The 24,838-nt window shown below is 67.4% G+C and carries 22 protein-coding genes and 1 pseudogene; 9 read left to right on the forward strand and 14 right to left on the reverse strand.

Features of this window, described 5'->3' with window-relative positions; translation table 11 throughout:
• Nucleotides 1–4 precede the first annotated feature (4 nt).
• Nucleotides 5–316, reverse strand: coding sequence for a hypothetical protein (locus tag H8F26_RS04540; RefSeq protein ID WP_231605469.1), 312 nt, complete (start codon nucleotides 314–316; stop codon nucleotides 5–7).
• Nucleotides 317–529: 213 nt separating this feature from the next.
• On the opposite strand from H8F26_RS04540, the gene H8F26_RS04545 reads away from it, so the two are divergent.
• From H8F26_RS04545 to H8F26_RS04555, 3 genes are all read left to right on the forward strand, one after another.
• Nucleotides 530–814 carry a DUF3134 family protein gene (locus tag H8F26_RS04545; RefSeq protein ID WP_197157799.1) on the forward strand — a complete coding sequence of 95 codons (285 nt, stop codon included), beginning with the start codon at nucleotides 530–532 and terminating at the stop codon, nucleotides 812–814.
• A gap of 81 nt (nucleotides 815–895) precedes the next feature.
• Nucleotides 896–1,999, forward strand: coding sequence for a phospho-N-acetylmuramoyl-pentapeptide-transferase (mraY, locus tag H8F26_RS04550; protein WP_197157801.1), 1,104 nt, complete (start codon nucleotides 896–898; stop codon nucleotides 1,997–1,999).
• 44 nt (nucleotides 2,000–2,043) lie between these two features.
• Nucleotides 2,044–2,292: a hypothetical protein gene (locus tag H8F26_RS04555; protein WP_197157802.1), complete on the forward strand. Its 249-nt coding sequence runs from the start codon at nucleotides 2,044–2,046 to the stop codon at nucleotides 2,290–2,292.
• A 16-nt stretch (nucleotides 2,293–2,308) separates the two neighbouring features.
• On the opposite strand, the gene H8F26_RS04560 is transcribed toward H8F26_RS04555, so the two are convergent.
• A complete protein-coding gene (locus H8F26_RS04560; protein ID WP_197157804.1) occupies nucleotides 2,309–2,476 on the reverse strand; it encodes a cytochrome B6 in 168 nt (55 codons plus the stop codon).
• A 128-nt stretch (nucleotides 2,477–2,604) separates the two neighbouring features.
• On the opposite strand from H8F26_RS04560, the gene purT reads away from it, so the two are divergent.
• On the forward strand, nucleotides 2,605–3,798 hold the full coding sequence (purT, locus tag H8F26_RS04565) for a formate-dependent phosphoribosylglycinamide formyltransferase (RefSeq protein ID WP_197157806.1): 1,194 nt from the start codon (nucleotides 2,605–2,607) through the stop codon (nucleotides 3,796–3,798).
• Between the two features lie 111 nt (nucleotides 3,799–3,909).
• Entirely contained in the window at nucleotides 3,910–5,019 is a 1,110-nt protein-coding gene (locus H8F26_RS04570) for an LCP family protein (RefSeq protein ID WP_197157808.1), read from the forward strand.
• 47 nt (nucleotides 5,020–5,066) lie between these two features.
• Here H8F26_RS04570 and H8F26_RS04575 read toward each other — a convergent pair whose 3' ends face one another.
• The 6 genes from H8F26_RS04575 to H8F26_RS04600 all read right to left on the reverse strand — a co-directional run bounded on the left by H8F26_RS04575 (nucleotide 5,067) and on the right by H8F26_RS04600 (nucleotide 13,633).
• Nucleotides 5,067–6,332: a DUF389 domain-containing protein gene (locus H8F26_RS04575; protein ID WP_231605470.1), complete on the reverse strand. Its 1,266-nt coding sequence runs from the start codon at nucleotides 6,330–6,332 to the stop codon at nucleotides 5,067–5,069.
• Nucleotides 6,333–6,339: 7 nt separating this feature from the next.
• The gene (locus tag H8F26_RS04580; RefSeq protein ID WP_197157810.1) at nucleotides 6,340–8,607 is read right to left on the reverse strand and encodes an HAD family hydrolase; all 2,268 of its coding nucleotides are present in this window, start codon (nucleotides 8,605–8,607) and stop codon (nucleotides 6,340–6,342) included.
• Nucleotides 8,608–8,959: 352 nt separating this feature from the next.
• Nucleotides 8,960–10,477 (reverse strand): alpha/beta fold hydrolase, encoded by a 1,518-nt coding sequence (locus tag H8F26_RS04585; RefSeq protein WP_197157812.1) that lies wholly within the window; start codon nucleotides 10,475–10,477, stop codon nucleotides 8,960–8,962.
• A 91-nt stretch (nucleotides 10,478–10,568) separates the two neighbouring features.
• On the reverse strand, nucleotides 10,569–11,765 hold the full coding sequence (locus H8F26_RS04590; protein ID WP_197157814.1) for a phosphatidylserine/phosphatidylglycerophosphate/cardiolipin synthase family protein: 1,197 nt from the start codon (nucleotides 11,763–11,765) through the stop codon (nucleotides 10,569–10,571).
• A 39-nt stretch (nucleotides 11,766–11,804) separates the two neighbouring features.
• On the reverse strand, nucleotides 11,805–12,836 hold the full coding sequence (locus tag H8F26_RS04595; RefSeq protein WP_197157816.1) for an FUSC family protein: 1,032 nt from the start codon (nucleotides 12,834–12,836) through the stop codon (nucleotides 11,805–11,807).
• A 2-nt stretch (nucleotides 12,837–12,838) separates the two neighbouring features.
• Complete coding sequence (locus tag H8F26_RS04600) at nucleotides 12,839–13,633, reverse strand: FUSC family protein (RefSeq protein WP_197157818.1); 795 nt, start codon at nucleotides 13,631–13,633, stop codon at nucleotides 12,839–12,841.
• 202 nt (nucleotides 13,634–13,835) lie between these two features.
• Here H8F26_RS04600 and H8F26_RS04605 point away from each other — a divergent pair, with 202 nt between their 5' ends.
• Entirely contained in the window at nucleotides 13,836–14,777 is a 942-nt protein-coding gene (locus tag H8F26_RS04605; protein ID WP_197157820.1) for a DUF389 domain-containing protein, read from the forward strand.
• Between the two features lie 34 nt (nucleotides 14,778–14,811).
• Here H8F26_RS04605 and H8F26_RS04610 read toward each other — a convergent pair whose 3' ends face one another.
• A complete protein-coding gene (locus H8F26_RS04610; RefSeq protein ID WP_197157822.1) occupies nucleotides 14,812–15,369 on the reverse strand; it encodes a hypothetical protein in 558 nt (185 codons plus the stop codon).
• Between the two features lie 75 nt (nucleotides 15,370–15,444).
• Here H8F26_RS04610 and H8F26_RS04615 point away from each other — a divergent pair, with 75 nt between their 5' ends.
• The 3 genes and pseudogenes from H8F26_RS04615 (at nucleotide 15,445) to H8F26_RS04625 (ending at nucleotide 16,993) form a co-directional block, all read left to right on the forward strand.
• Nucleotides 15,445–16,050, forward strand: a complete 606-nt coding sequence (locus H8F26_RS04615) for an HD domain-containing protein (protein ID WP_197157824.1) — start codon at nucleotides 15,445–15,447, stop codon at nucleotides 16,048–16,050.
• Nucleotides 16,051–16,167: 117 nt separating this feature from the next.
• A pseudogene (locus H8F26_RS20075) lies at nucleotides 16,168–16,263 on the forward strand (2Fe-2S iron-sulfur cluster-binding protein); the annotation flags it as partial.
• A 325-nt stretch (nucleotides 16,264–16,588) separates the two neighbouring features.
• Nucleotides 16,589–16,993 carry an adenylate/guanylate cyclase domain-containing protein gene (locus H8F26_RS04625; protein ID WP_255518588.1) on the forward strand — a complete coding sequence of 135 codons (405 nt, stop codon included), beginning with the start codon at nucleotides 16,589–16,591 and terminating at the stop codon, nucleotides 16,991–16,993.
• 44 nt (nucleotides 16,994–17,037) lie between these two features.
• Here the strand turns inward: H8F26_RS04625 and uvrA are convergent, their stop codons facing one another.
• The 5 genes from uvrA to recN all read right to left on the reverse strand — a co-directional run bounded on the left by uvrA (nucleotide 17,038) and on the right by recN (nucleotide 24,813).
• Complete coding sequence (gene uvrA / locus H8F26_RS04630; RefSeq protein WP_197157828.1) at nucleotides 17,038–20,040, reverse strand: excinuclease ABC subunit UvrA; 3,003 nt, start codon at nucleotides 20,038–20,040, stop codon at nucleotides 17,038–17,040.
• A 76-nt stretch (nucleotides 20,041–20,116) separates the two neighbouring features.
• The gene (locus tag H8F26_RS04635) at nucleotides 20,117–20,704 is read right to left on the reverse strand and encodes an alpha/beta hydrolase (RefSeq protein WP_197171295.1); all 588 of its coding nucleotides are present in this window, start codon (nucleotides 20,702–20,704) and stop codon (nucleotides 20,117–20,119) included.
• Between the two features lie 203 nt (nucleotides 20,705–20,907).
• Nucleotides 20,908–22,044, reverse strand: coding sequence for an IS5 family transposase (locus H8F26_RS04640; protein ID WP_197153730.1), 1,137 nt, complete (start codon nucleotides 22,042–22,044; stop codon nucleotides 20,908–20,910).
• 57 nt (nucleotides 22,045–22,101) lie between these two features.
• Nucleotides 22,102–23,070, reverse strand: a complete 969-nt coding sequence (locus H8F26_RS04645) for an oxidoreductase (protein ID WP_231598121.1) — start codon at nucleotides 23,068–23,070, stop codon at nucleotides 22,102–22,104.
• Between the two features lie 36 nt (nucleotides 23,071–23,106).
• Nucleotides 23,107–24,813, reverse strand: a complete 1,707-nt coding sequence (gene recN, locus H8F26_RS04650) for a DNA repair protein RecN (protein ID WP_197157834.1) — start codon at nucleotides 24,811–24,813, stop codon at nucleotides 23,107–23,109.
• Between the last annotated feature and the right edge of the window lie 25 nt (nucleotides 24,814–24,838).

Genomic DNA, 24,838 nt, shown 5'->3' on the forward strand with positions numbered 1-24,838 from the left:
GGACTTAGTCGCCCGATTCTCCCCCCTCACCGACCGGGGTCCCGTGCGGGGGGAGACGCCACTGCGCGGCGATCCACAGCGCCAGCCCCAGGGACGGGCTGAACAACAGCACGCCGATCAGCCAGGCACGCGGCACCAGCGCGGCGCTCCAGTGCTGGCCGGCCGCGACCAGCAGGGCGCTGAGGGCCAGGGCCAGGGTCCAGAGGCGCAGCACCGAGGCGAGCTTGCTGCTGAGGGCCATGGGGACAACGAGGGGGGCGAACGCCGGGAGAACGGCCAGAACCAGGATGCCGCTTCTTCGCCAGAACAGCTGCACAGGAACGACTGAAGAAGAGTCGCTCCACCGAAAACTGCTTCAACGACGCCACTGGAGCAGAACCCGGGCACCGCGGAGCCTGTGGACCCGAAACCAGTCCGGCCGAACGGCTGGGCTGCAAAGCCGGGGGGTTGATCCAAGGGGTTGATCGGGTCGATCGATCAGCTGGCAGCTAGTGTGTCTGATTGGCCATTGAAGAGTCCGCGCGACGGCATGAGTGATCTCGCCTCCACCTCCGGCACCCTGACGGGATCGCTGGACAGCATCAACCCCTCGCTGACCCGCTACCGCCGCGTGGACCCGGCTCCGGTGCTGCCCTTGCGGGACGAGCCCGATCTGCTCAGCTGGCTGGAGACCACCGGCCGGCTCGTGGCCGACGAGGAAACCGCCAGCACGGAAGTGAGCACGGTGGAGGAGGAGGAACTCTCCGCCCTGATGGGCGAGAAGGAGGACTACAACGCGGCCGACGACCAGAACGACGAGGCCTGGGAGGACTGAAGCCCCGGGCCGCTCCGGCAAGCAGCCAGTGCTGCGGGAACCAGCGCTGCGGGAAACTGAGCGCCCTCTCCCGCAGTGTCCGTGACAGCCGCCAGTCCTGCCGATCGCTCCAGGCCGCGCACCGCCAGAACGGCAGCAGCCGTGCTCAGCCTGGTGCTGCTGGGCGCCTGCCTGCTCAGCGACGCCCTGGTGGCCAACTCGATGCTCAGTCTGCCCCTGGTGGTGGCCCTGGCGATCAGCGCTCTGACCACCGCCTGGGGTGTGCCTCGATTGCGCCGGCTCAAGCTCGGCCAGGTGATCCGCGAGGAAGGGCCGCAGGGTCATCTCAGCAAGGCCGGCACCCCCACCATGGGGGGCCTGCTGGTGGTGCCGGTGGGGGTCCTGGTGGGAGGCCTGGTGAGCCCTGAGGACCCCAGGCTGCTGGCGATAGCCGCCATCACCCTGGCCTACATGGCGATCGGCGCCGTCGACGACTGGCGCAGCCTCACCAAACTGACCAACACCGGCCTCAGCCCCCGCGGCAAACTGATGCTGCAGGCCGGCGCGGCCCTGCTGTTCCTGCTCTGGGCCGCCCAGGGCCAGTGGCTCGGCGGCGCCGACGGCGGTGACATCGCCCTGCCCTTCGGCTGGATTCTGCCCCTGGGGCTGCTGATCTGGCCCCTGGGCCTGTTCGTGTTCCTGGCGGAGAGCAACGCCACCAACCTCACCGATGGTCTCGATGGGCTGGCGGCGGGCTGCGGCGCGGTGGTCTTCACCGGCATGGGCCTGCAACTGATGCTGCGAGGTCACGAAGGGGATCCGGCCCTGGCGGCCTTCTGCGTGGCGATGGCCGGTTGCTGGCTCGGCTTCCTGGCCCACAATCGCCATCCGGCCCGGCTGTTCATGGGGGACACGGGCTCCCTGGCCATGGGCGCGGCGCTCACCGCCGTGGCCCTTCTCAGCAACAGCCTCTGGCCGCTGCTGCTGATGGGGGGCGTGTTCCTGGCGGAATCGCTGTCGGTGATCCTGCAGGTCTGGGTGTTCAAGGCCACCAAGGGTGCCGATGGCCAGGGCCGCCGCCTGTTTCGGATGGCGCCGCTGCATCACCACTTCGAGCTGGGCGGCATCAGCGAACAACGCGTGGTGTTCAGCTTCTGGGGCGCAAGCTTGCTACTTGTGCTGATGGGCCTGGTGCTCCTGCCCTGAGCCCTCCATCCCTGAGCCCACCGTCACCCTCAACCGCACCCGTCATGGCCTATTTCACCTGGAAGGAACAAGGGCTCACCGGCGATTGCGCCAGCCTGGAGGCGATGGCAGCCCGTTTCGAAGAAGCGGCGGCCCTGATGCGCCGCATGGCAACCGAGGGCTTCCGGCTGGAACGCGACAGCACAGGCCAGCGGATCACCCATCCCGATCCGGCCGTGTTCGAGTCCTATGGCTTCATCAGTGAGGAAAAGCCGGAGCGGCAGCTCACGCTCATGTCCGGCCTGGAGAGCTGAAGCGCTGCAGAAGGCCTCAGCCGCGGCGCAGGTAGCCCACCACCCAGACCACCACAAAGGCCAGCGACGACAGGCCGAGGTAGACCAGCGCCCCCTGCTGCAAGGTGGCGATGTCCCAGCCGAACAGCAATCCACCGGCCGCATCGCCGGCGGTGCTGAAGGCCAGGGGGAGATCGGCGCGCATGGGGGAGAGTCCGCCGGAAGCGAAGGCGAGCCCCTCTCTAGCAGCGCCACCCCAGGCTCCTGCGACAGGCTGGACCGGCGGAGGCGAGGATCAAGGTCCACCAACCCAGCTCCCAAGGATCCCCCTCGATGCCCGATCCCAGCAGTGCCCCCTTCCCCCGCACCCTGATGCTGCTGGGCAGCGGTGAGCTGGGCAAGGAAGTGGCGATCGCAGCCCAGCGCCTGGGCTGCCGGGTGATCGCGGTGGATCGCTACCCGAACGCACCGGCCATGCAGGTGGCGGATCAGGCGGAGGTGGTGGCCATGGGCGACGCCGCGGCCTTGACGGCCGTCGTGCGGCGCCACCAACCCGATCTGGTGATTCCGGAGATCGAGGCACTGGCTGTGGATGCCCTGGCCGCCCTCGAGGCCGAGGGCATCACCGTGATCCCCACGGCGCGGGCCACGGCCGTGACCATGAACCGCGACCGCATCCGCGACCTGGCCGCCGCTGAACTGGGCCTGCGCACAGCCCGTTTCGCCTACGCCGCCAGCGCCGAGGAGCTGGCGGCGGCCGCGGCTCCCCTGGGCTGGCCGGTGGTGGTCAAACCGGTGATGAGTTCCTCCGGCAAGGGGCAGAGCGTGGTGCAGGGTCCCGAGGGCATCGGCGCCGCCTGGGAGGCCGCCCTGGCAGGGGCGCGCGGGGCGGGAACCCGGGTGATCGTGGAGGAGTTCCTGCGGTTTGATCTGGAGATCACCCTGCTCACGGTGAAGCAGTGGCAGGGTCCAACCCTGTTCTGCCCGCCGATCGGCCATCTTCAGGAGCGGGGCGACTACCAGTGCAGCTGGCAGCCGGCGGCACTGGGACGCGAGCAGCTGGCGGCCGCGCAGGCCATGGCCAGGGCCGTGACCGACAACCTGGGCGGTGCTGGCCTGTTTGGCGTGGAATTCTTCCTCTGTGGCGAACCCGGTCGTGAGGAGGTGGTGTTCTCGGAACTCTCGCCACGCCCCCATGACACCGGGCTGGTGACCCTGGTGGGCCAGAACCTGAGCGAATTCGCCCTGCATCTGCGGGCGGTTCTGGGCCTGCCAATCCCGGAGATCCGCTCGCTCGGCCCCGCCGCCAGCCGGGTGATCCTGGCGCCGGGCAAGGCCAGCACGGTGCGCTACGACGGCGTCGCCGCAGCTCTGGCCGAGCCGGACACCGAGGTTCTGCTGTTCGGCAAGCCCGAGGCCCACCCGCAGCGACGCATGGGCGTGGCTCTGGCTCGGGGCGCAGATCTGACCGAAGCACGGCGGCGCGCCGATGCCGCAGCAGCCTGCGTGCGGGTGGGCGCCATCTGATCTGGGGACGGATTCCGGGCATGACAACGGACAGGAACCGCTCGGCAAAGCGCCTCAGGCCACTGGCCGGAAGCGAGCATCGCCCGTAAGGTGCGCCGATCAGGACCCACCATGAGCCAGGCCCAACCCACACCCCGTTCCAATCGGGAGGCCGCGGCCAGGGGCGCTGCCGCCATCACAGACCTCACCCGCCGGCGGCGCCAGCAACGCGCCAGCAAAGCGCTGGGTCCACCGGTCGATGGCAACCAGGCACGACCCGGCAAGGCGACAGTGGCCGAAGTCCAGACCGGCGCGGCGTCTGGTCGGCGCCGCCCACCCTTGCTGGCCTTCGGATTGGGTGCCGTTCTCGGCTATGCCCTGGCTGGTCCACTGCCCCACTGGATCACACCGGTGGTGGCAGGGCTGAAACAAGGATCGAGCAGTGTCACCAGCCTGATCAATCCTCTCGCCCAACAACGCCGGATCCTGGTGCTCGGGACCGATGCGGTGAGCGGCAGCACCGATGTGATGCTCACGGTCCAGGTCAAGGACGGCACCACCGAGCTCACCCAGGTGCCCCGCGACACCTACATCGAAACACCCGACTTCGGCGTCCAGAAGGCCAACGCCCTCTACGCCCTTGGCGGCCCTGAGGCGGTCAAGCGGGAACTGACCCAGCTGCTGGACGCGCCCGTGGACCACTACCTCAAGGTGAACCTGCGCGCCGTGCAGCGGCTGGCGGACGCCCTCGACGGAGTGGAGCTGGATGTGCCCAAGCGCATGTACTACGTGGACAACAGCCAGGGCCTCTACATCGACCTCTACCCCGGCGTGCAGGTTCTCAAAGGCGAGAACCTGGAGGGATTCCTCCGCTTCCGTCACGACGAACTCGGCGACATCGGCCGCCTCGAGCGCCAGAAGCTGGTGCTCTCAGCCGTGTTCCGCAAGCTGGTGCAACCCGGCACGGTGACCCGCCTGCCGGAGCTGCTCCGCATCGCCGGAGACGACATCCGCACGGACCTGTCTCCGGTGGATCTCGCTCGGCTGATGGGGTCGATGGCCACCACGAGGCTGAAGACCGAGCAACTGCCCGGCCACCTGTATTGGTACAACGATCTCAGTTACTGGATGCCCGAGCCTGGAGCAGGCCAAGGCGGCCAGGATGGGGCTGCTGCGGACGGCACCAGCGAGGGGGTTCGCGCCGCTGCCGAATTCCAGCCTTCAGGAGAGAGCCGCTACTGAGCAGCCGAGCGACCCTGACCAGCCAGCAGACAGCGGAGGAGACGGGTTCAGGGCTCCTGGTTCTTCGGCACGGATTCTGCTGAAGCACCATCGGACGAGCCGCCCACCTCGGACCCCACCGACGCTTCGGACGGGGGCGTGCTTTGTCGTTCTGACTCGTCCGGTACCGGAGGCGGTGCCGGCGGGGGCGGAATCCGCGGAATCGGAGCGTCGCCTTCCCGCAGGGGCGGCGGCGGAATCTCCGATCCGATCGGCAGTTTTTGCGAGGGGTTGGGCTTGGCCTCGGGACCCACCACCACAATGGCGGACTTCTGCACCACCAGCCGGTAGCGGATGGGTTGCTGGCTGTTGATGAACTTCTGCACCGCTGCCACTTGAGCCGGCGTCGGAAGCGTCGGATCGGTCACCCGCACATAGGCGCGGATCAGGGGAGGATTCTGGGCCCAGTCGATGTTCACACCCACCAGCTGGGCATCGCGGCCGAGGGTGATCGTGCGATTGCGCAGACTCTGCGCAATCGCTTGCTCCACCTGGCGCAGACTCGCCCCCTGGCGGGCCTGGCGCAACAGCCCGACCAGACTGCCGGTGAGGGGCACCAGCAGCAAGGCCGTCAGGCCCAGGCTGGTGAGGCCCAGCCGACTGCGCAGCAGCACCAGGCGGAAGCTGGGTTCAACCACAGCGAGGGCCACCAGCGCACCGCTGAGGATGCCCAGCAGGTTGGTCACAAACAGCAGACCGGCGCCGAGGGCGCTTCTGAAATCACCACTGGCCAGCACCAGGCCCATGCTGCAAACGGGCGGCACCAGCGCCACCGCGATCGCCAGGCCAGCCAGAGAGGAGACCGCATCACGGCGCAACTTGGCATAAATGGCCAGGGCACCGGCCACCAGGGCGATGGCCAGATCAAGCAGGTTGGGGTTGGTGCGGCTGAGTACTTCGCTGCCGTAGGTGGCGAAACCAAGCAGGCGCCCGATCCCCACAGACAGGATCACCGTGGTCGTCACCCCCAGCATCAAGGTGATCAAGGCCCGCAGCACCAGGTTGAAGCGGCCGCGCAGGATGCCGTAAGCGATCGCCTGGAGGGGCAGGATCCAGGGCGCCACCACCATGGCGCCGATCACCACGGCGGCGCTGTTGGAAAGCAGACCGAAGGTGGCGATCAGGCTCGCGCCCACCGAGAGCACGAGGAAAACCTGGCTGAGGCGTGCGTCAGCCTCAAACTCCCGGCGCAGTCGCTTCAGGAAGGGGTTGTCTGGGGCATCACCCCGTGACCATGCCGACGGGGCTTTGCGATCATCAAGATCTGGTGGCACGCCAGGCTCAGCGGCGCAGGAATCGATGGTGATCTAAACCATCCAGCAGGCCCCAGGCCTGGGGCTTTGAGGAGAAGTACACACGGCGGTGCCCCCTCAGGGATTCGAGCGAGGGATCATGGTCTTCAGGCACCACGCCCAGGGGCAGGCCCTGCAGCAGTTCCCCGTCGCCCTGCTGGCTGGCCCCCACCAGAATGCTGCTGAGCGGCAGCTTCCAGCGCAGCGCCACGTAGCGGATCGCTTCCGCCTTGGAAGCCGTGAGCGGCAGCACATCCAGGAACCAGTGCTGAAACACATGGGGCCTGGCCTGCAGGGCATGATTGCGCAGGGCCTGCCGCACCAGCGGCAGGATGCCCTGATCAGGCTCCTGCAACACATAGCTCACCTTGTAAGGCCCCTGCTCGCTCTCGTCCTGCAGGCAGAGGCGCGGCTCGAGCTCAGCCATGGCCGCAACCACCTCCTGGCGCTGCCAGCTGCGGCCGATCTGCTGCTGCCAGAGCGGGTCCAGCACCAGGTCGGCGATCTCAAGGCCAGGTGCGACCCTCTCGCCGCCAGGCTCGACATCGCCCAGGCCCGGATCGCACCAGCCCAGCTCAGGACCAGACAGATCGCGGAAACGGATGTCAGTACCGGCCTGGGTGATCGTGACGCGAGGTGCCGGCAGATGCAGCTCGGCAAAGCGCTGGCAGGCCGCCTTGAAGGAACGGCCGCTGAACACACCCACCGACAGGCGAGGGTCAGCCTCCAGCCGACGGCGCAGCTCCACAAGGCTGGCGTCATCGGGCGAAGCCAGCAAGACATCGAGATCGAAGAGCAGCAGGCGCTGGGGCGGAGCCAAGCGTCTGGGGGGAACCACCATGGGACCGGATGTTCCCGGCACACTGGCATCGGAGCTGGCGGCAGCAGCGGAGTGTCGCACCACTTCGGCATGGCGAGCGGCAGCGGCAGCGGCAGCGGCCTCACCCAGGTAGCTGCAGACATGGGCATTCCAGCTGAAATGGCGGCTGACCGCTTCGATGCCGTTCTCCGACCAGCGACGCCAGAGCAGGGGACTCGCCAGGCTTGCCTCCAGCGCCTGCTGCAGGGCATCGAGATCGGAGACGTCCACCAGCAGACCGCTGTCGGTGCGGCTGAGGATGTCGCGGGGGCCGCCATCATCGGTGGCCACGATCGGCAGGCCACAGGCCGCCGCCTCCAGCAGGGTGAGACCGAAGGGCTCGGTGAGCGCAGGATTGACGAAGACGCCGCCCAGCTGGGCCGCCCAGCGGTAGAAGGCCGGAATCTGGTCGCGTCGGTGTTGCTTCGGATAGGCCACCTGGCCGTAGAGATCGAAGCGGTCCACCTGCTCGAACACCTGCTGGAACACCTCGCGCTGCTGTTTCTCCAGCTCACGGGGGTCGTCGCGGCAGCCGAGCACCAGCACCAGATTGTGGTTCTTGCGTAGGTGCTCGGAGCGGCCGAACACCTCCACCAGGGCCGGGATGTTCTTGCGGTGATCGGCACGGCAGATGGCCAGCACCGGAGGCTTGGCCGGATCGCGCAGAAAGGGCTGGAGCAACTGCTCGATCGCCGTTTCAACCTCACCGCTCAAGGGCGGCCGGAACTGGCGGGCGTCCACACCGGGAGGGATGACACGGGCCTGCTCCAGCCGGAAGCGGCCATAGCGGGCGTACTGCTGCTCCCGTTCCTGGCTGGTGCTGGTGACCACCATCGACGCATGGGCCAGGACCAGCTCCTCGGCATCGATGCGACGGGCCATGGCGTAGGTCTGCTCGATCTGGCGAGGATCGAGACCGGAGAGCATCAGCCGGCGGCGCTTCTCACGTCCGAGCGAATGGCCCGTGAACACCAACGGGATGCCAAGCCGGCGCCTCAGCAAGGCCCCCACATACCCGGCATCGGCGTAATGGGCGTGGATCCAGTCCGGCAGGCGTGGCTGAGCCACCAGAACCTCCGTGAGGGCGTCGGCCAGCTCGTCGAGGTGGGGCCAGAGCAGTTCCTTGCGCAGATAGCGCGGCGGACCGAAGGGAAGGCGACGGATGGCGGCATCAGGCCCGATCGGCTCCAACGGCCGGGCGTAATCGGACGAAACGCGGCGGTCGCGGATCAGCCGGGTGACCACCTCGACCCGCTCCACCTCGGGCCGTGCTGCCATTGCCCGGGCCAGTTCCAGCACGTAGGTGGTCTGGCCACCGGTATCGGGATCACGACCCAGCTCCAGGTCATGACCTCGAAACAGACCGTGCAGATGCAGGTGGAGGATGTTGAAACCCATGGCGGCCCCGAAGTGGTGGACAAACGGGTGAGCAGTGGTCGATGACCACGGCGTCAGGGGTGGTCAATGACCACGGCGTCAGCCGTGACAAGAGGGTGGAAGTGATTGAGTACGTAAGGGATCAATAGCCAACTTTTCGGAATCACGCTGCAGGGAAAACCGGCCAAGCGCAGGCGCAGCATGGCTGCATCGGGCACAGATCCCGCACGAGTACGGCATCAGGCCGCCCGGCCACGCAAGGGCCCCGGCCCAGCCCTGTCAGCGTTCACAGACAAAGAATGGGCTCCGCCGCACCGAGGACACCCAGCCGAGGCTGCCCACCGCAGGTGGAGTGTGGTCTGCGCTGCGACGCTCAGCGCTGCAACGGAAGCACGCTGGTGGTGGCATCCACCAACGGCTTGTCAGCATCCCCCCAGCCGTCGGCTGGAAGCAGGGGCGGAGCACCGGGAGCCGGCCGCACGTTGGGACCGGCGGCATAGGCCCCGTTCACCCAGCCCAGCAACAGACCCCGGAGTGGGCCGCCATCGCCAGTCGCTGGTCCACGCAGGTTGAAATGGTCGCCGCCACCGGCCACCACCAACTGATGCCCGGCCGGGCGCGAGCGACTGAAGGGAGCGATCGCCTCGGGGCCGGCAGGCACAACCCAGTCACGGCTTCCGGTCACCAGCAGGGTCCGGGCCGACATGCCGGCGGAGCTTCCCTGATCAAACAGCAGAAAAAGGGGCGGACTCACCGCCGCCACGGCGATCACCCGTGGATCAGCCACGTTGGAGCGATCGGCGCTGCTGAGGAAGCTGCACTGGAGCACCCAGCTCATGTTGCGGTCGGGATCCTTGCTGTCGTTGCAGCTCTGATGCAACCGACTGCTGCTGGGCTTCAGCCCGGCCAGCTGCAGAGCGGTGGTGGCGCCCCAGGAGTGACCGATCACCACAGCGTTCTGAGTATCGGCTCCGGTGAAGCCATCGAGAATGGCCTTCACATCGAGCGGGCGCAGCCGCAGCTCCTCCGGGCTGGGGGGCTTCGCCTCTCCTGAGAGCATGGCCCGCTGCTGGTCGCGGTCGCTGCCCGGGTGGAGAGGCAGCACCACGGTGTAGCCGTGGCTGGCCAGGTGGCGCGCCCAGCCCTCGAAGCTCTCGGGAGCATCCCAGAGGCCGTGGGAGATCACCACCAGCTGGCCATTGCCCCCATGGGAGGGCTTGAACAGCACCACGTTCAGGGGTTCAGGGCGATAGGACACCGGCAGGGTGAAGCTGCTGCGCACCGGGGTGAAGGCACCAGGCGCGGAGAGGGCTGGATCCTGGGTTGCGGGCGGGAGGTCGCGCACCAGCTCCACGGCGGGGGCCTGCTGCTTCTGCAGCCGACGGGCTGCCGACAGAGCCTTCCCCAGGTCCACAGTCACGGAGTCGCCGGGCAGGGCGCGCAGCAGGGACAGCAGGGTGAGCTGCCCGCCGGAGGCCGCCTGCCGCACAGCCTCTGCCAGCTGGTCCCCGCCGATGTCGGCGCCCGCAGGCAGCCCCTCCACCTGGCCCAGGGCGGACACGGCGAGCAGCGCCTGGGTGAGCAGGGGCGTGCCGCTGGCCTGATCCACCACAGCCTCCACCTGCAAGGGCAGGGGGCGATTGAACACCTCCAGCAACTGCCGCCCCACGGCACCATTGGTGGCGCGATCAAGCTCAGCCAGATCGCTGCTGCCGCTCAGAAGTCTGGCCGGTTGCTCCAGCTCGCTGAGTTTGACGCTGAAGCTGGTCTCCATCAAGGGCAACTGCAGCACCACCGTTTCCAGGGAGCGGGCGGGAGCCGCAGCAGTGGCCAGGGCCAGCCCGGCCGCCAGCCAGCCGATGCGACGAAGCCGGACACTGGAAACGCGCATCGGAGGAGAGGAGGTCGGGAGGGAAAGGCCTGCAGGGAATTGTGATCCATCCGACCCCGGCAACAGCAACCGGCGCCACAGGCTGCCGGGGTCAGGCTGCCGGGGTCAGGCGCCGGAAATCCTTGACGAACTGGCGACCGAGCTGGGCCACGATGGTGGGATCGTCCTCGATCAGACCCATCTCCCGGTTCAGGGTCGCCGAGTCGGGGGAGAGGCTGATCGAGCCCACATAGGCGAGGCGCCCATCCACCCGGGCGGCGCGGGCATGCATGTAGGGCGCATCGAAGCTCTCGAGCGGCCCGCTGGTGCGCACCCGCACGCCGGCGGCCGCGAGGGCCTGGATCGATGCGGTGTGCTGGCGGTTCTGCTCCTCACTGGCGCCGTTCACCTGTACCGGGGTGATCAGACGCACGATCACCCCGCGGGCCACCGCCGCCACCAGTTCGCTCTCGAGGGCCGCATTGCCCAGCTCCTCGGTGTACACATCCAGCCGCCGCTCGGCCTGCTGGTAGAGATCCGCCATGCCGGAGGCGGCGTTGCGCGGTGCGATCAGCAGCTCCGGCGGCTCCACTGGGGGAGTGGGATTGAAGGCGGGCGGTTCCTGTCCCACCGGGGCCGAATAGGCCCAGTCGTTGGCGAAGAGGCGGCGGATCGTGCGCAGCACGGTGGGATCGGTGCTGCTGAGGGCGAAATCGCGGTACTGGGCGAAGGTGGTGGAGTCGAGGCAGGCGGAGCCGTACACCAGCAGCTTCGAATCGATCAGGATCGTCTTGGGAAAAGAGCGCGGAAAGATCGGATTGCTGAGGTGCAGCTCCCCGCCGGCGGCCACGAACTCCGCCGCCAGGTTCTGCCGTTCCGGCTCCAGCGCCTCGTATTTGCCCCGGTCCACGATCGCCCGCACCCGCACGCCGCGGTCCAGGGCATCCCGCAGGCCGGCCAGGATCTTCGGATCCTCCAGCACGCAGATCTCGATGCGGATCTGCCGCTCAGCCAGGGCGAAGGCCTTGCGGTAGATGCGCCGGCCATCCTCGGGCAGCACCTGCAGACGATCGAAGGGTTCCCCGGTGAGGGGATCACGGGAGGAATCGGCGGCATCGCCGCGGCTGCCCCGGGCGTCGCGCTCCGGCTCCGCGGACCAGGACAGCATGGCCCCCTCGGGCGCCGGCGGCTCCGGCGGTGTCCCGAACGGGAAGAGGGCGGAGGAGGAAGAAGCGGAGCGGGCCCAGTCCGGCAAGGCGGGCCGGGGATCCGGCTCCAGGAAGGGCGCAGGGGAGAGGGACTCAAGCATGGACGAGGCCGGAGACACTCCTGCCACTGGGATCTCAGGCTAAGGAGCGCGGACCGGGCCGGCCAGGGCAGGCCGGGCCCCAGCGGGAAGTCTGCGCAGGCTGAGCAGGGCATCGCTGAGCATCAGCAGGCGGCTGCAGAGCAGCAGCTCGCCTTCGCCTGAGGGGGGCTGATCCTCCAGCTGGCGCTGCAGCCGCTGCCGCAGAGCCTGCAGATCCCGGCGGCTGCGGCGCCCATCGGAGCCGCAGGCAGAGGCGCGCAAGTGGGCCGCCCCACAGCTGATCAGGGGAGCCCAGGGGAAGGTGGCCGCGGCGGAGCCGGGCCCGGCCGCGGCAAGGATGGGGTGGAGATCGCGGGCACAGCTGAGCACCGTGCCGGCCTGGAGCAGCAGATCCTGCGCCAGGTTGAGGGGATCCTCGCCGCTGAGATGGAGCACCCCCTGCTCGGCCGCCAGCTGCGGCAGGCGCCGGCGCAGGCCATCGCGCCGCTCCCGCATCCGCAGATAGGGCTCCTCCGAGTGCTGGGTCAGGGCCACACGCTCGAGGGCATCGGCCAGGTCGAGCAGCCACTGGCGGCAGTCGGCCTGCCAGAGCAGCAGGCTGCGCTGGCTGTTGATGTGCCGCGACACGAGAATGCCGATCCCCACCCCCAGCAGGGTGGTGACCGTGCGGAACAGGGCATAGGGCCACCACTCGAGGCCGTGGTGGAGCAGGCTCCCCGCCACCACCTGCCCGCCCACGATGTAGCCGCTGCGCAGGCCCGCCGCGAAGCTGAACAGACGCACCAGGGTGAGCCCCCCGAAGATCGCCAGGGGCAGCGGTGCGCCGCCGAGGGCGCCAGCCGCGATCACCACCGCCACCAGGCCGCAGAGGGTGCCGAGCAGGCGCTCCCGGCCGGCCAGCACGCCCTGGCCGAGGTCGGACTCGAGCACCGTGAGGGCCCCCAGCGCCAGGAACAGCCCCTCGGGCAGGCGCAGGAAGGCGGCGGCGGCCATCAGCAGCGCCAGCACGCTGCCGTTGCGGAGGATCAGCGCCAGGGGCGCGGGCGAGGACGACGAGGGGGAGGAGGCCATGCTCAGGCCAGCTCCGGGAAGGTGCCGTAGCGCCCCAGGGCCTCCCGGCAGGCCCGTTCATCCAGGGTCTTGAGCACCGTGGGGCCGCGCAGCATGGCCACGGCGTGGCGCAGGGCGATCTCGAGGCAGTCGTGGCGATCGCGGTAGGAGGGGGACTGCAGCAGGGCCGCCTCGCTGCCCCGCAGAACCTCCGAGCGGACCGCCCGGTGCTCCGCATAGCTGGCGATCAGGGACTCGGCCGAGCAAACCTGGCGGCCGGCCAGCAGATCGTGCAGCCGCTGCACCAGAGCCCGTTCGCTGGTGATCAGGCGCTGCAGTGGCGCATCCGGCCAGAACAGACGCTCCACGGCCATGCCGATCCCGAGGCCCAGGGCATGCCAGAGGGTGCGATCGAAGACATAGCGGAACCCCATGGCCCCGTAGGCGGGCACACCGAGCAGGAGCACCACCATCACCCCCGCGTTCACAAGGGTGGCGCTGCTGAAGCCGCAGCGCCGACCGATCCGATGAATCAGCACGTAGGCCACCCCCATGGCGAGCCAGTCGCGGAAGGCGAGCATCACCAGGAACACCACCACCCCGCCGAAGGCCGTGCCCAGCAGCCGTGCCTGGGCCGCCTGCAGGGAGGCATCCCGGCTGGGCAGCAGGCTGCGCACGGCTCCGTACACCAGATAGAAGCCCTGTTCGGCCGCTACCGCAGGCCCGGACCAGAGGTAGAGGGCAGTGGCGAGAAAACCGGCGAACCCCACCAGAAGGGCGTTTCTGGTCTGCTGCGGGGAGAGGGAGCGCAACGGCATCTTGCTGTGGTCAGGAGTGGATCATCCCGACCACACTGCGAAACAGAAACTCAGCGGCTTCGTGACACTTCCCCCACGCGCTCTGAAGTTCCTCGGAGGCCTTCGCCGAAGCCGGAACACCCCAGCAGAGCCGCCGATCAGCCATGACTCCCTGCAGGAAGACAGGGTGGAATCCTCCTTTCCAAGCCTGTCGTTCTTTGTATTGCTGATCACGTCCACGATCATTGCAACACTGGGGCTTCTGGTCGACAGCCCGGCTGTGGTGATCGGGGCCATGATCGTGGCTCCGTTGATGAATCCGATCCTGAGTTGTGCCTTCGGGATCAGCACCTCCGACGGGATCCTCATTCAACGCTCCCTGGTCACGATTCTGCTGGGCAGTGCCACGGTGATGCTTCTGGCCTGGGCTCTGGATGAAGCGGTGCCGGCCACGATCCTCAGCCAGGAAATCATCGCCCGCACCACACCCAACATCGTGGATCTCGGCATCGCACTGGCGGCCGGTGCCGCCGGCGCCTTCTCCCTGACCAGGCCCAAGATCGCCAATTCCATCGCAGGCGTCGCGATCGCCGTGGCCCTGGTCCCGCCGCTGTGTGTCGCAGGAATCGGCCTCGGCCTGCACGACGACATCGGCGTCTCGGTGGAAACCGCCGTACCCATCGGGATCGGCAATCAGGTCACAACGGGAGCCCTGCTGCTCTTCTGCGCCAACCTGATCGGCATCACCGTGGCCGCATCCCTCGTCTTCCTGTGGCAGCGGTACGGCCACTGGCGACGGGCGGGGGTGAGCCTGGTGTCTCTGGGGCTCCTGCTGGCCGTGGTGAGCGGGCCCTTGAGTGGAGCGATGGGGGAATTCATCCTGGAGAAAAGGATCGACAGCCAGATCGCGAAACTGTGGGAGCGGTATCCCCACTACCGCGAAGTGATTCAGCTCAAGAATCTGAGCGTCCAGACAAATTCCAAAGGGGTGAAGGTCGACTTCCAGCTCTATGCCCCATCCAGCCTGCTCGATGATCAGATCCTGGATCAGCTGCACGGGGAATTGAGTCAGGTGCTGGAGAAGAGTGGCCTCGGCACAGTCACCACCACGATCCGGCATGTCCCCACGGAAGTGAGGAGCTACCGCAGCACGCTCGCCCCCTGAACTCCCCAGTTACCGCACACCGCACCGGAAGGCGTCAACCCACGACCCAGGCACGGAACAGCACGGGAGATTCACTGTTGGGGGGCGTGGGCCCCTGGGGGAAGGGCGGCACGGAATGAAAGTCCAGGCCCGTGGGCGGAGTGAGGAAGCCGGCGTGGAACACGTTCGAGTAGGTGCCATCCGCCAGGGCGAACTGGATGCCGCTCTGGGTCAGCTGGGGATCGCTCTTCCGCCCCTCCGGCAAGCGCCGGGGCTCGTAGCGCACGAGGTTGTCGCCGGTGTAGGGGGCATTACCGGGGATGGAGGTGCCAGCGGGCACCAGCCCGGTGATCCGGTCCCCGTTGCGCTGGCCACGGATGCGCAGAATTTCGTGGAAGCCATCCCCGTCGGGGTCCCGATCGGTGAGGAAGCGGCCCTGGGCCCGGATGCGTTCGCCATTGCCACTGCCTGTACTGGTGCCGGTGCCGCGGTAACGCCACCGCCAGCGGAGGGGTTCGTCGGCCTGTCGATAGGACATGGGGAACTGGCTCCGGAAGCGGGCATCCGCGTGCCTGGATCCCTGGATGGTGGCACCGGAGCGTCCGAACGCCATGGGACTGTTCACAGCTCCCTCCACCCGGTGGGAGGCCTGCTCCATAGGGTGAGGATGAGGGTACTTCCGCAGACCATGGAGCCAACGCCGCAGGGCGAGCGCATGCGGTTCCACCGCATGGACGAGATGAGCCCGGACGATTTCCGGCTGCTGCGCACGGTGCATGAGCAGAACCTGCTGCAGCTCCCGGATCTGCTGCTCGATCTGCTGGAGAGGCTGGGCGGGGACGAGGCCTATCCCGTGGATCGCCGCACCCATTCCCTGCAGGCGGCGACCCGGGCCCTGCGGGACGGCCGCGACGAGGAAACCGTGGTGGTGGCCCTGCTGCACGACGTGGGGGAGGCACTCGGCCCCCTCAATCACGGTGAGGTGATCGCCGCCATCCTCAAGCCGTTCATCCGGGAGGAGAACCACTGGATGCTCGCCCACCATCCGGTGTTCCAGACCTACTTCTACGGCAGCCAGGTGGGCATCGACCCGAACGGCCGGGAGGCCTACCGGGAGAGCCCGCACTTCGCCTACACCGCTGAATTCTGCGCCCTGTACGACGAGGTCTCATTCGATCCGGACTATCCCCAAGAACCAATCGAGACCTTCATTCCGATGGTCCGCCGCGTTCTGCGCAGACCGTGGGATCCCCCGGCGCCGGAGCCAGAGACAAGAGGAGGAGAGTTGAACTAGAATTGCTAAAACACTCTATCGCGCATGGAGATCAACTGGGCATGCGCTCAGCTGAGCACTCCCTGGCATCACCCGGACAAGACGCTGCTCGATATCGCGATCGAATCCGATATCGAAATGGTTTCGGCATGCGGAGGAAAAACCATCTGCAGCTCCTGCAAGGTTGAGGTTCTCGAAGGGCTGGATTATCTGGAGCCAAGAACCCCTGAGGAAGCACGCATTGCCGAGCGCCTCCACTGGCCGGATAACATACGGCTGGGCTGTGCGACGAGATTTCGCGACAGAGGAAAGGTGAAGATCAAGCGACTGATCAAACCTCCCGGGGAGAGGAAAGCGGAAAAACGAAAAGCCAAACAGGGGGGGGTTAGGCGTTGTTCGATCCCTGGCGATCCTGTTCGTGGATCTCAAAGGATTCACCCCCCTTTCAGAAAGCATTCCCGCGTTCGACTTGGTGTATATCCTGAATCGCTATTTCACGGCACTGAAGGAGGAGATTGTCTAAAACCATGGAACGATCAACCTCTGGGTTGGCGACGAACTGAGCTGTGTATTCGGCATCCAGGAAACCGATTCAGGATCCTATTGCGAAGATGCTGTGAAAACCGCCTTTGCAATCCGCAAAAGAATCCTCGTGCTCTCCGAAGCACTCCGAAAGGAATTCAATCGCTCTGTTGACGTTGGCATCGGCATCCATTACGGACCCACCGTCGTGGAGAACACTGGCCCGGTAGACGACCTGCGCTTCGGGCTTGTGGGTGATTGCGTGAATATCACCAGCCGAATTGAGCGCAAGACCAGGGATTTCAATTGCGACATCCTGATCAGCCAGGCCGTCTGGGACAACCTCACGGAATCCCGCGATCTAATCCAGGAAAAACATGAGGTGCCCCTCAAGGGCGTCAGCCAGACGATGACGGTCTATCCCGCTCGTATCCCTGTCTGACAGGCAGGAATCACCGGCACATCCAACCGCCAGGCAGCCAACGATCAGGCAGCCACCTCCACAGGGGGATGCTGCTCCAGCACCTGCTTGAGGTACCGGCCGGTGTGACTGGTGGGATGTTCCGCCACCTCCTCCGGGGTGCCGCAGACCACGATCTCACCGCCCTTGTCGCCCCCTTCAGGCCCGAGGTCGATGATCCAGTCGGCACAGCGGATCACATCGAGGTTGTGCTCGATCACCAGGATTGAATTGCCCTTGTCCACCAGCCGCTGCATCACGTCCATCAGCTTGTGCACGTCGTAGAAGCTCAGGCCAGTGGTGGGTTCATCGATCAGATAGAGCGTTTTCCCGGTGGCACGTTTGGAGAGCTCGGTGGCGAGCTTCACCCGCTGCGCTTCCCCACCAGAGAGGGTGGGCGCCGGCTGGCCGAGCTTGATGTAGCCCAGACCCACATCCACCAGGGTGCGCAATCGATCCGCCGCCTGGGGGATAGCGGAGAACACATCGGCAGCCTGCTCCACCGTCATCTGCAGCACATCGGCGATGGTGAAGCCCTTGTAGGTCACCTGCAGGGTCTCGCGGTTGTAGCGCGCCCCCTTGCAGACATCACACTGCACATACACATCCGGCAGGAAATTCATCTCGATCACATTGACGCCCTGCCCGCTGCAGGCCTCGCAGCGCCCCCCTTTGACGTTGAAGCTGAACTGACCCACCTGGTAGCCGCGGGCCTTGGCCTCCACCGTGGCGGCGAACACCTGGCGGATCGGATCAAACGCGCCGGTATAGGTGGCTGGATTGGACCGGGGCGTGCGACCGATCGGGCTCTGGTCGATCACGATCACCTTGTCGATCGACTTCATCCCCTTCAGCGACTCCAGCCCCGAGGGGAAAGGCACCTTCAGGCCGAGCTTGTGCTCCAAGGCCGGATGGAGCAGCTCATTGACCAGGGTGCTCTTGCCGCTGCCGCTCACACCGGTCACGCACACCAGCCGCCCCAGTGGGATCTCAACGCTGATGTCGTCCAGGTTGTTGCGGCGGCAGTTCACCAGGGTGAGCTGGCGGGTGCAGGCCTGGCGGCGCTCCGCGGGGGTGGGAATCGAGCGCCTGCCGCTGAGGTAGGCGCCGGTGAGTGAATCCTCCGCCGCCAGCAGCTGCTCAAGACCTCCCTCGGACACGATGCGGCCGCCGTGCACCCCGGCGCCGGGACCGATGTCCACCACATAGTCGGCGGCGCGGATCGTGTCCTCGTCGTGTTCCACCACGATCAGGGTGTTGCCCAGATCCCGCAGCTTCAGCAGGGTGGCCAGCAGGCGATCGTTGTCCCGCTGGTGCAGGCCGATGCTCGGCTCATCCAGCACGTAGAGCACGCCGGTGAGGCCGGCACCGATCTGGGTGGCGAGGCGGATGCGCTGGGCCTCCCCGCCCGAAAGGGTCATGGCCGGGCGGTCGAGGCTGAGGTAGTCGAGCCCCACATCGAGCAGGAACTTGAGGCGCATGCGAATCTCCCGCAGCACCAGGTCGCCGATCTGGATCTGGCGGGGGCTGAGCAGCGGCGGCGCCCCGGCACTGGCCCCCACCCCCATCAGCGCCTCGATCCGGGCCAGGCTCTCGCCCACGCTGGTGCTGGTGAGCTCGTGGATCCGGTACGGACCCACCCGCACCGCCAGGGCCTCGGGCCGCAGCCGCAGCCCCTGGCAGGTGGAGCAGGGCACCAGTTCGAGGTACTTCTCCAGTTTCTGCCGCACCGCCTCACCGCTGGCATCGCGCAGCTGCCGCTCCAGGATCGGCAGGATGCCCTCGAAGGGACGCTCGTAGGTCTGGCTCTTGCGGTAGCGGCTGTCGGCCTGGATCGGGATCGGCTCGCTGCTGCCATGCAGCAGCACCTGGCGCTGCTCCTGGCTGAGTTCGCTCCAGGGCAGCTTGATCTCGAAACCGAAGGCCTCCCCCACCGAGTAGAGCAGGGAGAAGTAGTAGGAGCTGTCTTTGTCGCTCCAGGGGGCGATCGCCGCATAGACCGGCAGCGACGGATCCGGCACCACCCGATCCTCGGTGAACTGGCGCAGGTGGCCGAGGCCATGGCAATCCGGACAGGCGCCATAGGGGCTGTTGAAGGAGAACAGCCGCGGCGAGAGCTCCTCCATCACGGCGCCATGCACCGGGCAGGCGAAGTTCTCCGAATAGAGGCGCTCCCGCTCCAGCCCCTCCGGCAGCTCCTCGCCGGTCTTGGGCACCACCTCCACCAGGGACAGACCGTCGCCGCGCTTCAGGGCCGTGCGCAGCGAATCGGTGAGCCGCTCCTGGATGCCATCGCGGGCCACGAGCCGGTCGACCACCACCTCGATGTGGTGGGCGTGGTTCTTGTCGAGCTCGATGTTGTCGGCCAGTTCGCGCACCTCGCCGTTGATCCGCACCCGCGCGAAGCCCTCCGCCACCAGGCCCCCCAGCAGCTTCACGTGGGTGCCCTTCTTGCCCCGCACCACCGGCGCCAGCAGCTGGTAGCGGGTGCCCTCGGGAAGGGTGAGGATCTGGTCGACCATCTCGTCGATGGTCTGGGGCCGGATCGAGCGGTCGCACTGGGGGCAGTGGGGCTCACCAGCCCGACCGAACAACAGGCGCAGATAGTCCTGAATCTCGGTCACCGTGCCCACGGTGGAGCGGGGATTGTGGCTGGTGGATTTCTGATCGATCGAGATCGCCGGCGAGAGCCCCTCGATCGCATCCACATCCGGCTTGTCCACCTGGCCGAGGAACTGGCGCGCGTAGGCCGAGAGGCTCTCGACGTAGCGGCGCTGCCCTTCGGCGAAGATCGTGTCGAAGGCCAGCGAGCTCTTGCCGCTGCCGCTCACGCCGGTGAACACCACCAGGCGATTGCGCGGAATCGTGAGATCGACGTTCTTGAGGTTGTGCTGCCTGGCGCCCCGCACCCGGATCACATCCTCAAGGCTGCCGCCGTTAAGGGTGAGGGCAGCCTCGCTGGCACTGGTGGCGCCGTTCGGGGCCGCTGCTGTTGCCGCGGGGCTGGCAGAGGCTGTGGCGCGGGGCATGCGGCGGCCTGGTGAACGGTGGATTCTAGGCGCGCTGGCCTGACCCATTCAGTGATCCAGCACCCTCCTGGCCCGGCTAGGGGGCGGTGCCATTGCCGGCAGCACCGCTCTGGCCGCCCAGATCCGTTTCCAAAAAGCCGCGCACCACATCGGTGACCGAGTTGAGTCGGTTGAAAGCAATCCTGAGCTGAGGCAAGCTCACCGCCAGATCCTGGTTGGGATAGGCCTGCAGGAAGCCGAGCGGCGACAGGCTGCCGTCCCCCTTCTCCAGCCCCAGGATCGTGGCGGCCCGCAGGGCCGGAACCGCCACGCCCGGTGCCTTGAGGGGGAAGACGATCCGGGCGACCCGGTTGAGGGCCGCCTCGCCGATGCGGGTGCCGAGCAGACGGCTGGTGAGCACCAGGGGCAGGCGGATCTGCACATTCAGGAGCTTGGCCAGCTCAGCCGGGTTCTGCCGTCCCAGCCGCAGCACATCCCCCAGCAGGCCTCGCGCTTCGCCGGTTTCCGCAAGATGGGCCAGATCCGCCACCGGAATCGAGCGGCGGAAGGCCCCGCTGACGAACACCACCTGCTCGGCCGCATGGGCGGCGGGCGGTGCCAGCGCAGGCAACAGCAGCAGACCGGCAGCCAGAGGGGCGGCAAGGGAACGAAGACGCGGCACCACGACACCCAGGAGCTGCGGCCAACTTAGGAGTTTGCTGAAAAACCAACCCACGAGCCAGTTTTCCACAGGCATCAGTGGATTTCCGGCTCAAAAAGACGGATCGGCGGCTATCAGAGCCGCAAACAGCCCGATTTCGGCATCGTTGGCCTCTCTGCAAGGCATTGGTTGAGGCCTATTGGGCACACCTCTGGACAACGGGCTGTTCATGCCGCCTCCATCGCGGGCTTGAGCAGGTTGCCCAGGCGGATCAGGTTGTAGGCGATCACATGCAGGCCAAACACGGCGCCGACCTTCTCGGTACCGCGCAGTTTGAACTGGCGCAGCCCTCCGAACGCCTTGATCCAACCAAACACCTTTTCGATCCCCCGGCGGGCGTTGATCGATTTGGAGTAGCCCACGTGACGGGTGGTGCGGCCATCAATGGCTGAGCCACCGCTGCGGGCCGTGTTCTGGGCCACGTGGGGCGTGACACCGATCCGCCGCATCTCAGCGACAAACCCTTTGGTGTCGTAGTTCTTGTCGGCGCCGACGGTCTTCTGGTGGGCACCGGTGAGGTCTGCTGCCATCTCTTTGGCGGCATCCCGCTCACCGGTGCCCGTGGCCTGGGTGACGCGGCAATCGACGATCAGGTCGTGGCGGTTGTCCATGAGGACATGGCCCCGATAGCTCAGCTGCGCTGGATGGGCATTCGATTTCCGGGCCAGCCGTGCCTCAGGATCGGTGCTGGAGCGGTGGGTCTCGTTGCTGAGCTTGATGCCGCGAAAGTCCCCTTTGGCGCGCTTCTTTCCCTCTTTGGGAGCACCGAATCCTTCGCCAGGACCTGTGGGCGGAGGCGGAGGATCCTCCTGGCCATCGATCCGCTCCAAGGAAGCGTGTGACGCCCAGGCCTGGAGCAACGTGCCGTCCACCGAAAAGTGCTCGTCACTGAGCAGCGGTTTGACCTCGGGTGCTCCCATCAGCTTCTCCAGGAACAGCCCCATGACGTCGTCAGTGAGGAGCCGATCACGATTCTTGGTGAATGTGGTCGGATGCCAGATCGCATCGTCAGGGCTCAAGCCCACAAACCAGCGGAACAGCAGGTTGTAGTGGACCTGCTCCAGCAGCAGCCTCTCGGAGCGGATGCCGTAGAACGCCTGCAACAACGAGGCCAGCAGCAGCTGCTCTGGCGGCACCGATGGTCTCCCTTCTGAGGCATACAACCTGCAGAAGGTGGGATTGAGTCGATCGAGGGCCTGATCCGCCAGCTTGCGAATCCGCCTGAGTGGATGGCTGGTCGGGATCCGCTCCTCGATCGAGACGTAGGAGAACAAGGAGCCGCTGCGCTCCTGCTGACCTCGCATCAAACCTGGGGCAGTTGCCCTATTTTCGCAGAGGCGGCGGGGTTTTTCAGCAAACTCTTAGGCAGGGCTCACTGCAGTGCCCACTGCCGACATCCGGGTGGCCAGCGCAGGGCTGGCGGCAGCGCAGAGCGCTTCACTGCACTCCCACAGCCGGCGGCGCTGCTGGCCATCGAGGGCGGCCGGGGCAACCCGCACCGCCGCGGGCCAGCCCCGCAGACCACCCCATTGATCGGGGCCGTAATGGCCGCCACCTTCCGCCTGCGGGGCCGTGGCGGCAAACAGCTGGGGCAAAGCCCCCATGGCGGCGCTCTGGAAGAGGGGATCCATCAACCGGTAGGCCAGGGCCTCGAAGCGGGCACCGCTGGCCTCCACCGAAGCGGGCTGAAGATTGGTGCGGGCCAGGCCGGGGTGGGCCGCGAAGGAGCGCACCGTGCTGCCGGCCTGCTCCAGACGCTGCTGCAGCTCCAGGGCGAACATCACGTTGGCGAGTTTGCTCTGGCCGTAGGCGCGCCAGCGGTCGTAGGAGCGCTCCGCCTGCAGATCATCGAAGGCGATGCGGCCGAAGTACTGGGCACCGGAGGTGACCGTGACCACGCGGGCATCGGGCTGGCCCTCGAGCAGAGGCAGCAGGGCCAGGGTGAGGGCGAAATGACCCAGGTGGTTGGTGGCGAACTGCAGTTCGAACCCATCACGGCTGAGGGTGCGGGGCGGCGCCATCACACCGGCGTTGTTGATCAGCAGATCAAACCGGCCGTACTGCTCCTCCATCCAACCGGCCGCCGCGACCACCTGCGCCAGATCGGCCAGGTCCAGCTCCAGCAGATCAAGCGGCCCACGGGCCGCCGGCAGCAAGGCCTGGCGAGCCTCCTCGCCGCGGCGCCGGTTGCGGCAGGCCAGCACCACGGTGGCGCCATGGTGGGCCAGGGCCCGGGCGGTTTCCAGGCCCAGGCCGCTGTTGGCACCGGTCACCAGGGCAATGCGGCCGCTCAGATCGGGGATGGCAGCGGCGGTCCAGCGCGGCGGCACGGCAGGCACGGAAAGCGGAGCGGCGGCAGGGTGGTTCTAGCGATCCGGCCGCGGCGGCGCGGCGGCCCGATCCAGCAGGCTGGCGGCAAACAGGCGGGCGTCACCGGAATCACCGCCGGCCAGCTCGGCCAGCTCCGCCTGGCGGGCGCGAGTGTCCCGCAGGTGGGACACCTGGGTGTGGGTGACGCCGTCGACGACCTGCTTGCTGACGCGGTAGTGGTGATCCGCCGCAGCCGCCACCAGGGGCTGGTGGGTGACACAGAACACCTGCCGCTGCAGGGCCAGGCGCTGCAGCAACTCCGCCATCGCCCCACTCACCCGGCCACTGACCCCCGTATCGATCTCGTCAAACAGCAGGGTGACGTGGGCATCGGCCGCGGCCAGGCAGGTCTTGAGGGCGAGCAGGAAGCGGCTCATCTCCCCCCCCGAGGCCACCTCCGCCAGGGGCGCCAGGGGCTGACCCGGGTTGGCGGAAAACAGGAACTGCACCGCATCGGCGCCCTCCTCACCGGCCGGGGCGGCCTCCACCCGCACCTCAAAACGCACATTGGCCAGACCCATGGGCCGCAGGGCCTGCATCAGCTGCTGCTCCAGCGTCCGGGCCGCCGCCTGGCGCCGCTCGTGCAGGGCGGCATTGAGACCATCCCGCCGCTGACGCGCCTGCTGTTCCCGCTGCTCAAGGGCAGCCAGGGACGCCGCTGCGCCACCGGGAGCCAGCTGCTGGCGCAGCGCGTCCCGCAGGCTGATCAGGCCAGCGAGATCAGAGCCGTGGCGGCGCTCCAGCGCCTTGAGGGTGGCGAGGCGGTCCTGGAGCTGGGCCAGGCTGGCTGGATCGCTCTCCAGCGAAGCGGCGTAGCGATCGAGATCGCGCATCAGATCCTGAAGCTGCACGAAACCCTCGGTGCAGCGCTGGCGCAGGGGGCTGACCGAACCATCCAGCCCCTCCATCACAGCGAGCTCCTGCTCGCAGGCAGCCAGGTGATCGAACACCGAAGGCGCCTGCTCGGCCCCCTCCACCAGGCGCCCCTGCAAGCTCATCACCCCCTCCTGCAGACGCACCCCGTGGGCGAGGCGGTCCTGCTCGCTCTGGAGGCGCTGCACCTCAAACGGGTCGTCGAGGTCCGCCGCCTCCAGATCCTCAAGCCGCTGCTCCTGAGCGATCCGCTCGCGCTCCAGCTGATCGCGATCGCGCTGCGCCGCCTCCAGCGCCTCGACCGCATCACGCCACTGGCCAAAAGCCTGACGCACCGGATCAAGCAGCAACTGGATCGGCTCACCCGCAAAGCGATCCAGCCAACGCCGCTGCAGACCGGGGCGGGCCAGCTGCTGCGTCTGTCCCTGCACGGTGAGATCCAGCAGCAGGGGCCGCAGCTCCTGCAACTGAGCGCGGCTGACCAGCACGCCATTGAGGCGATTGCGGCTGGTGAGGCGCTCCTCGCTGCGGCGCCACTCCCGGCTGAGCCAGAGCTCACCCTCCTGGCTCTCGATCTCCTGCTGGGCCAGCCAGACTTCCAGCGGTGGATCGAGGCTGAAGCTGGCCTCGATCACGGCCCGCTCCGCCCGAGGGCGCAGCAGCCGGGCACCGGCACTGCCCTGGGCACCGCCCAGCAGGGCATCGAGGGCATCGAGCAACAGCGACTTACCGGCCCCCGTCTCTCCCGTGAACACGGTGAACCCCGGCGCGAAACCGAGCTCCAGCTGTTCGATCAGGGCAATGTTCTCCAGGCGCAGCCCCGTGAGCACCCCGGCCTCCGGTATGGAACACGTG

It is taken from the genome of Synechococcus sp. CBW1006 (assembly GCF_015840525.1).
In the GTDB taxonomy this organism is placed as follows: domain Bacteria; phylum Cyanobacteriota; class Cyanobacteriia; order PCC-6307; family Cyanobiaceae; genus CBW1002.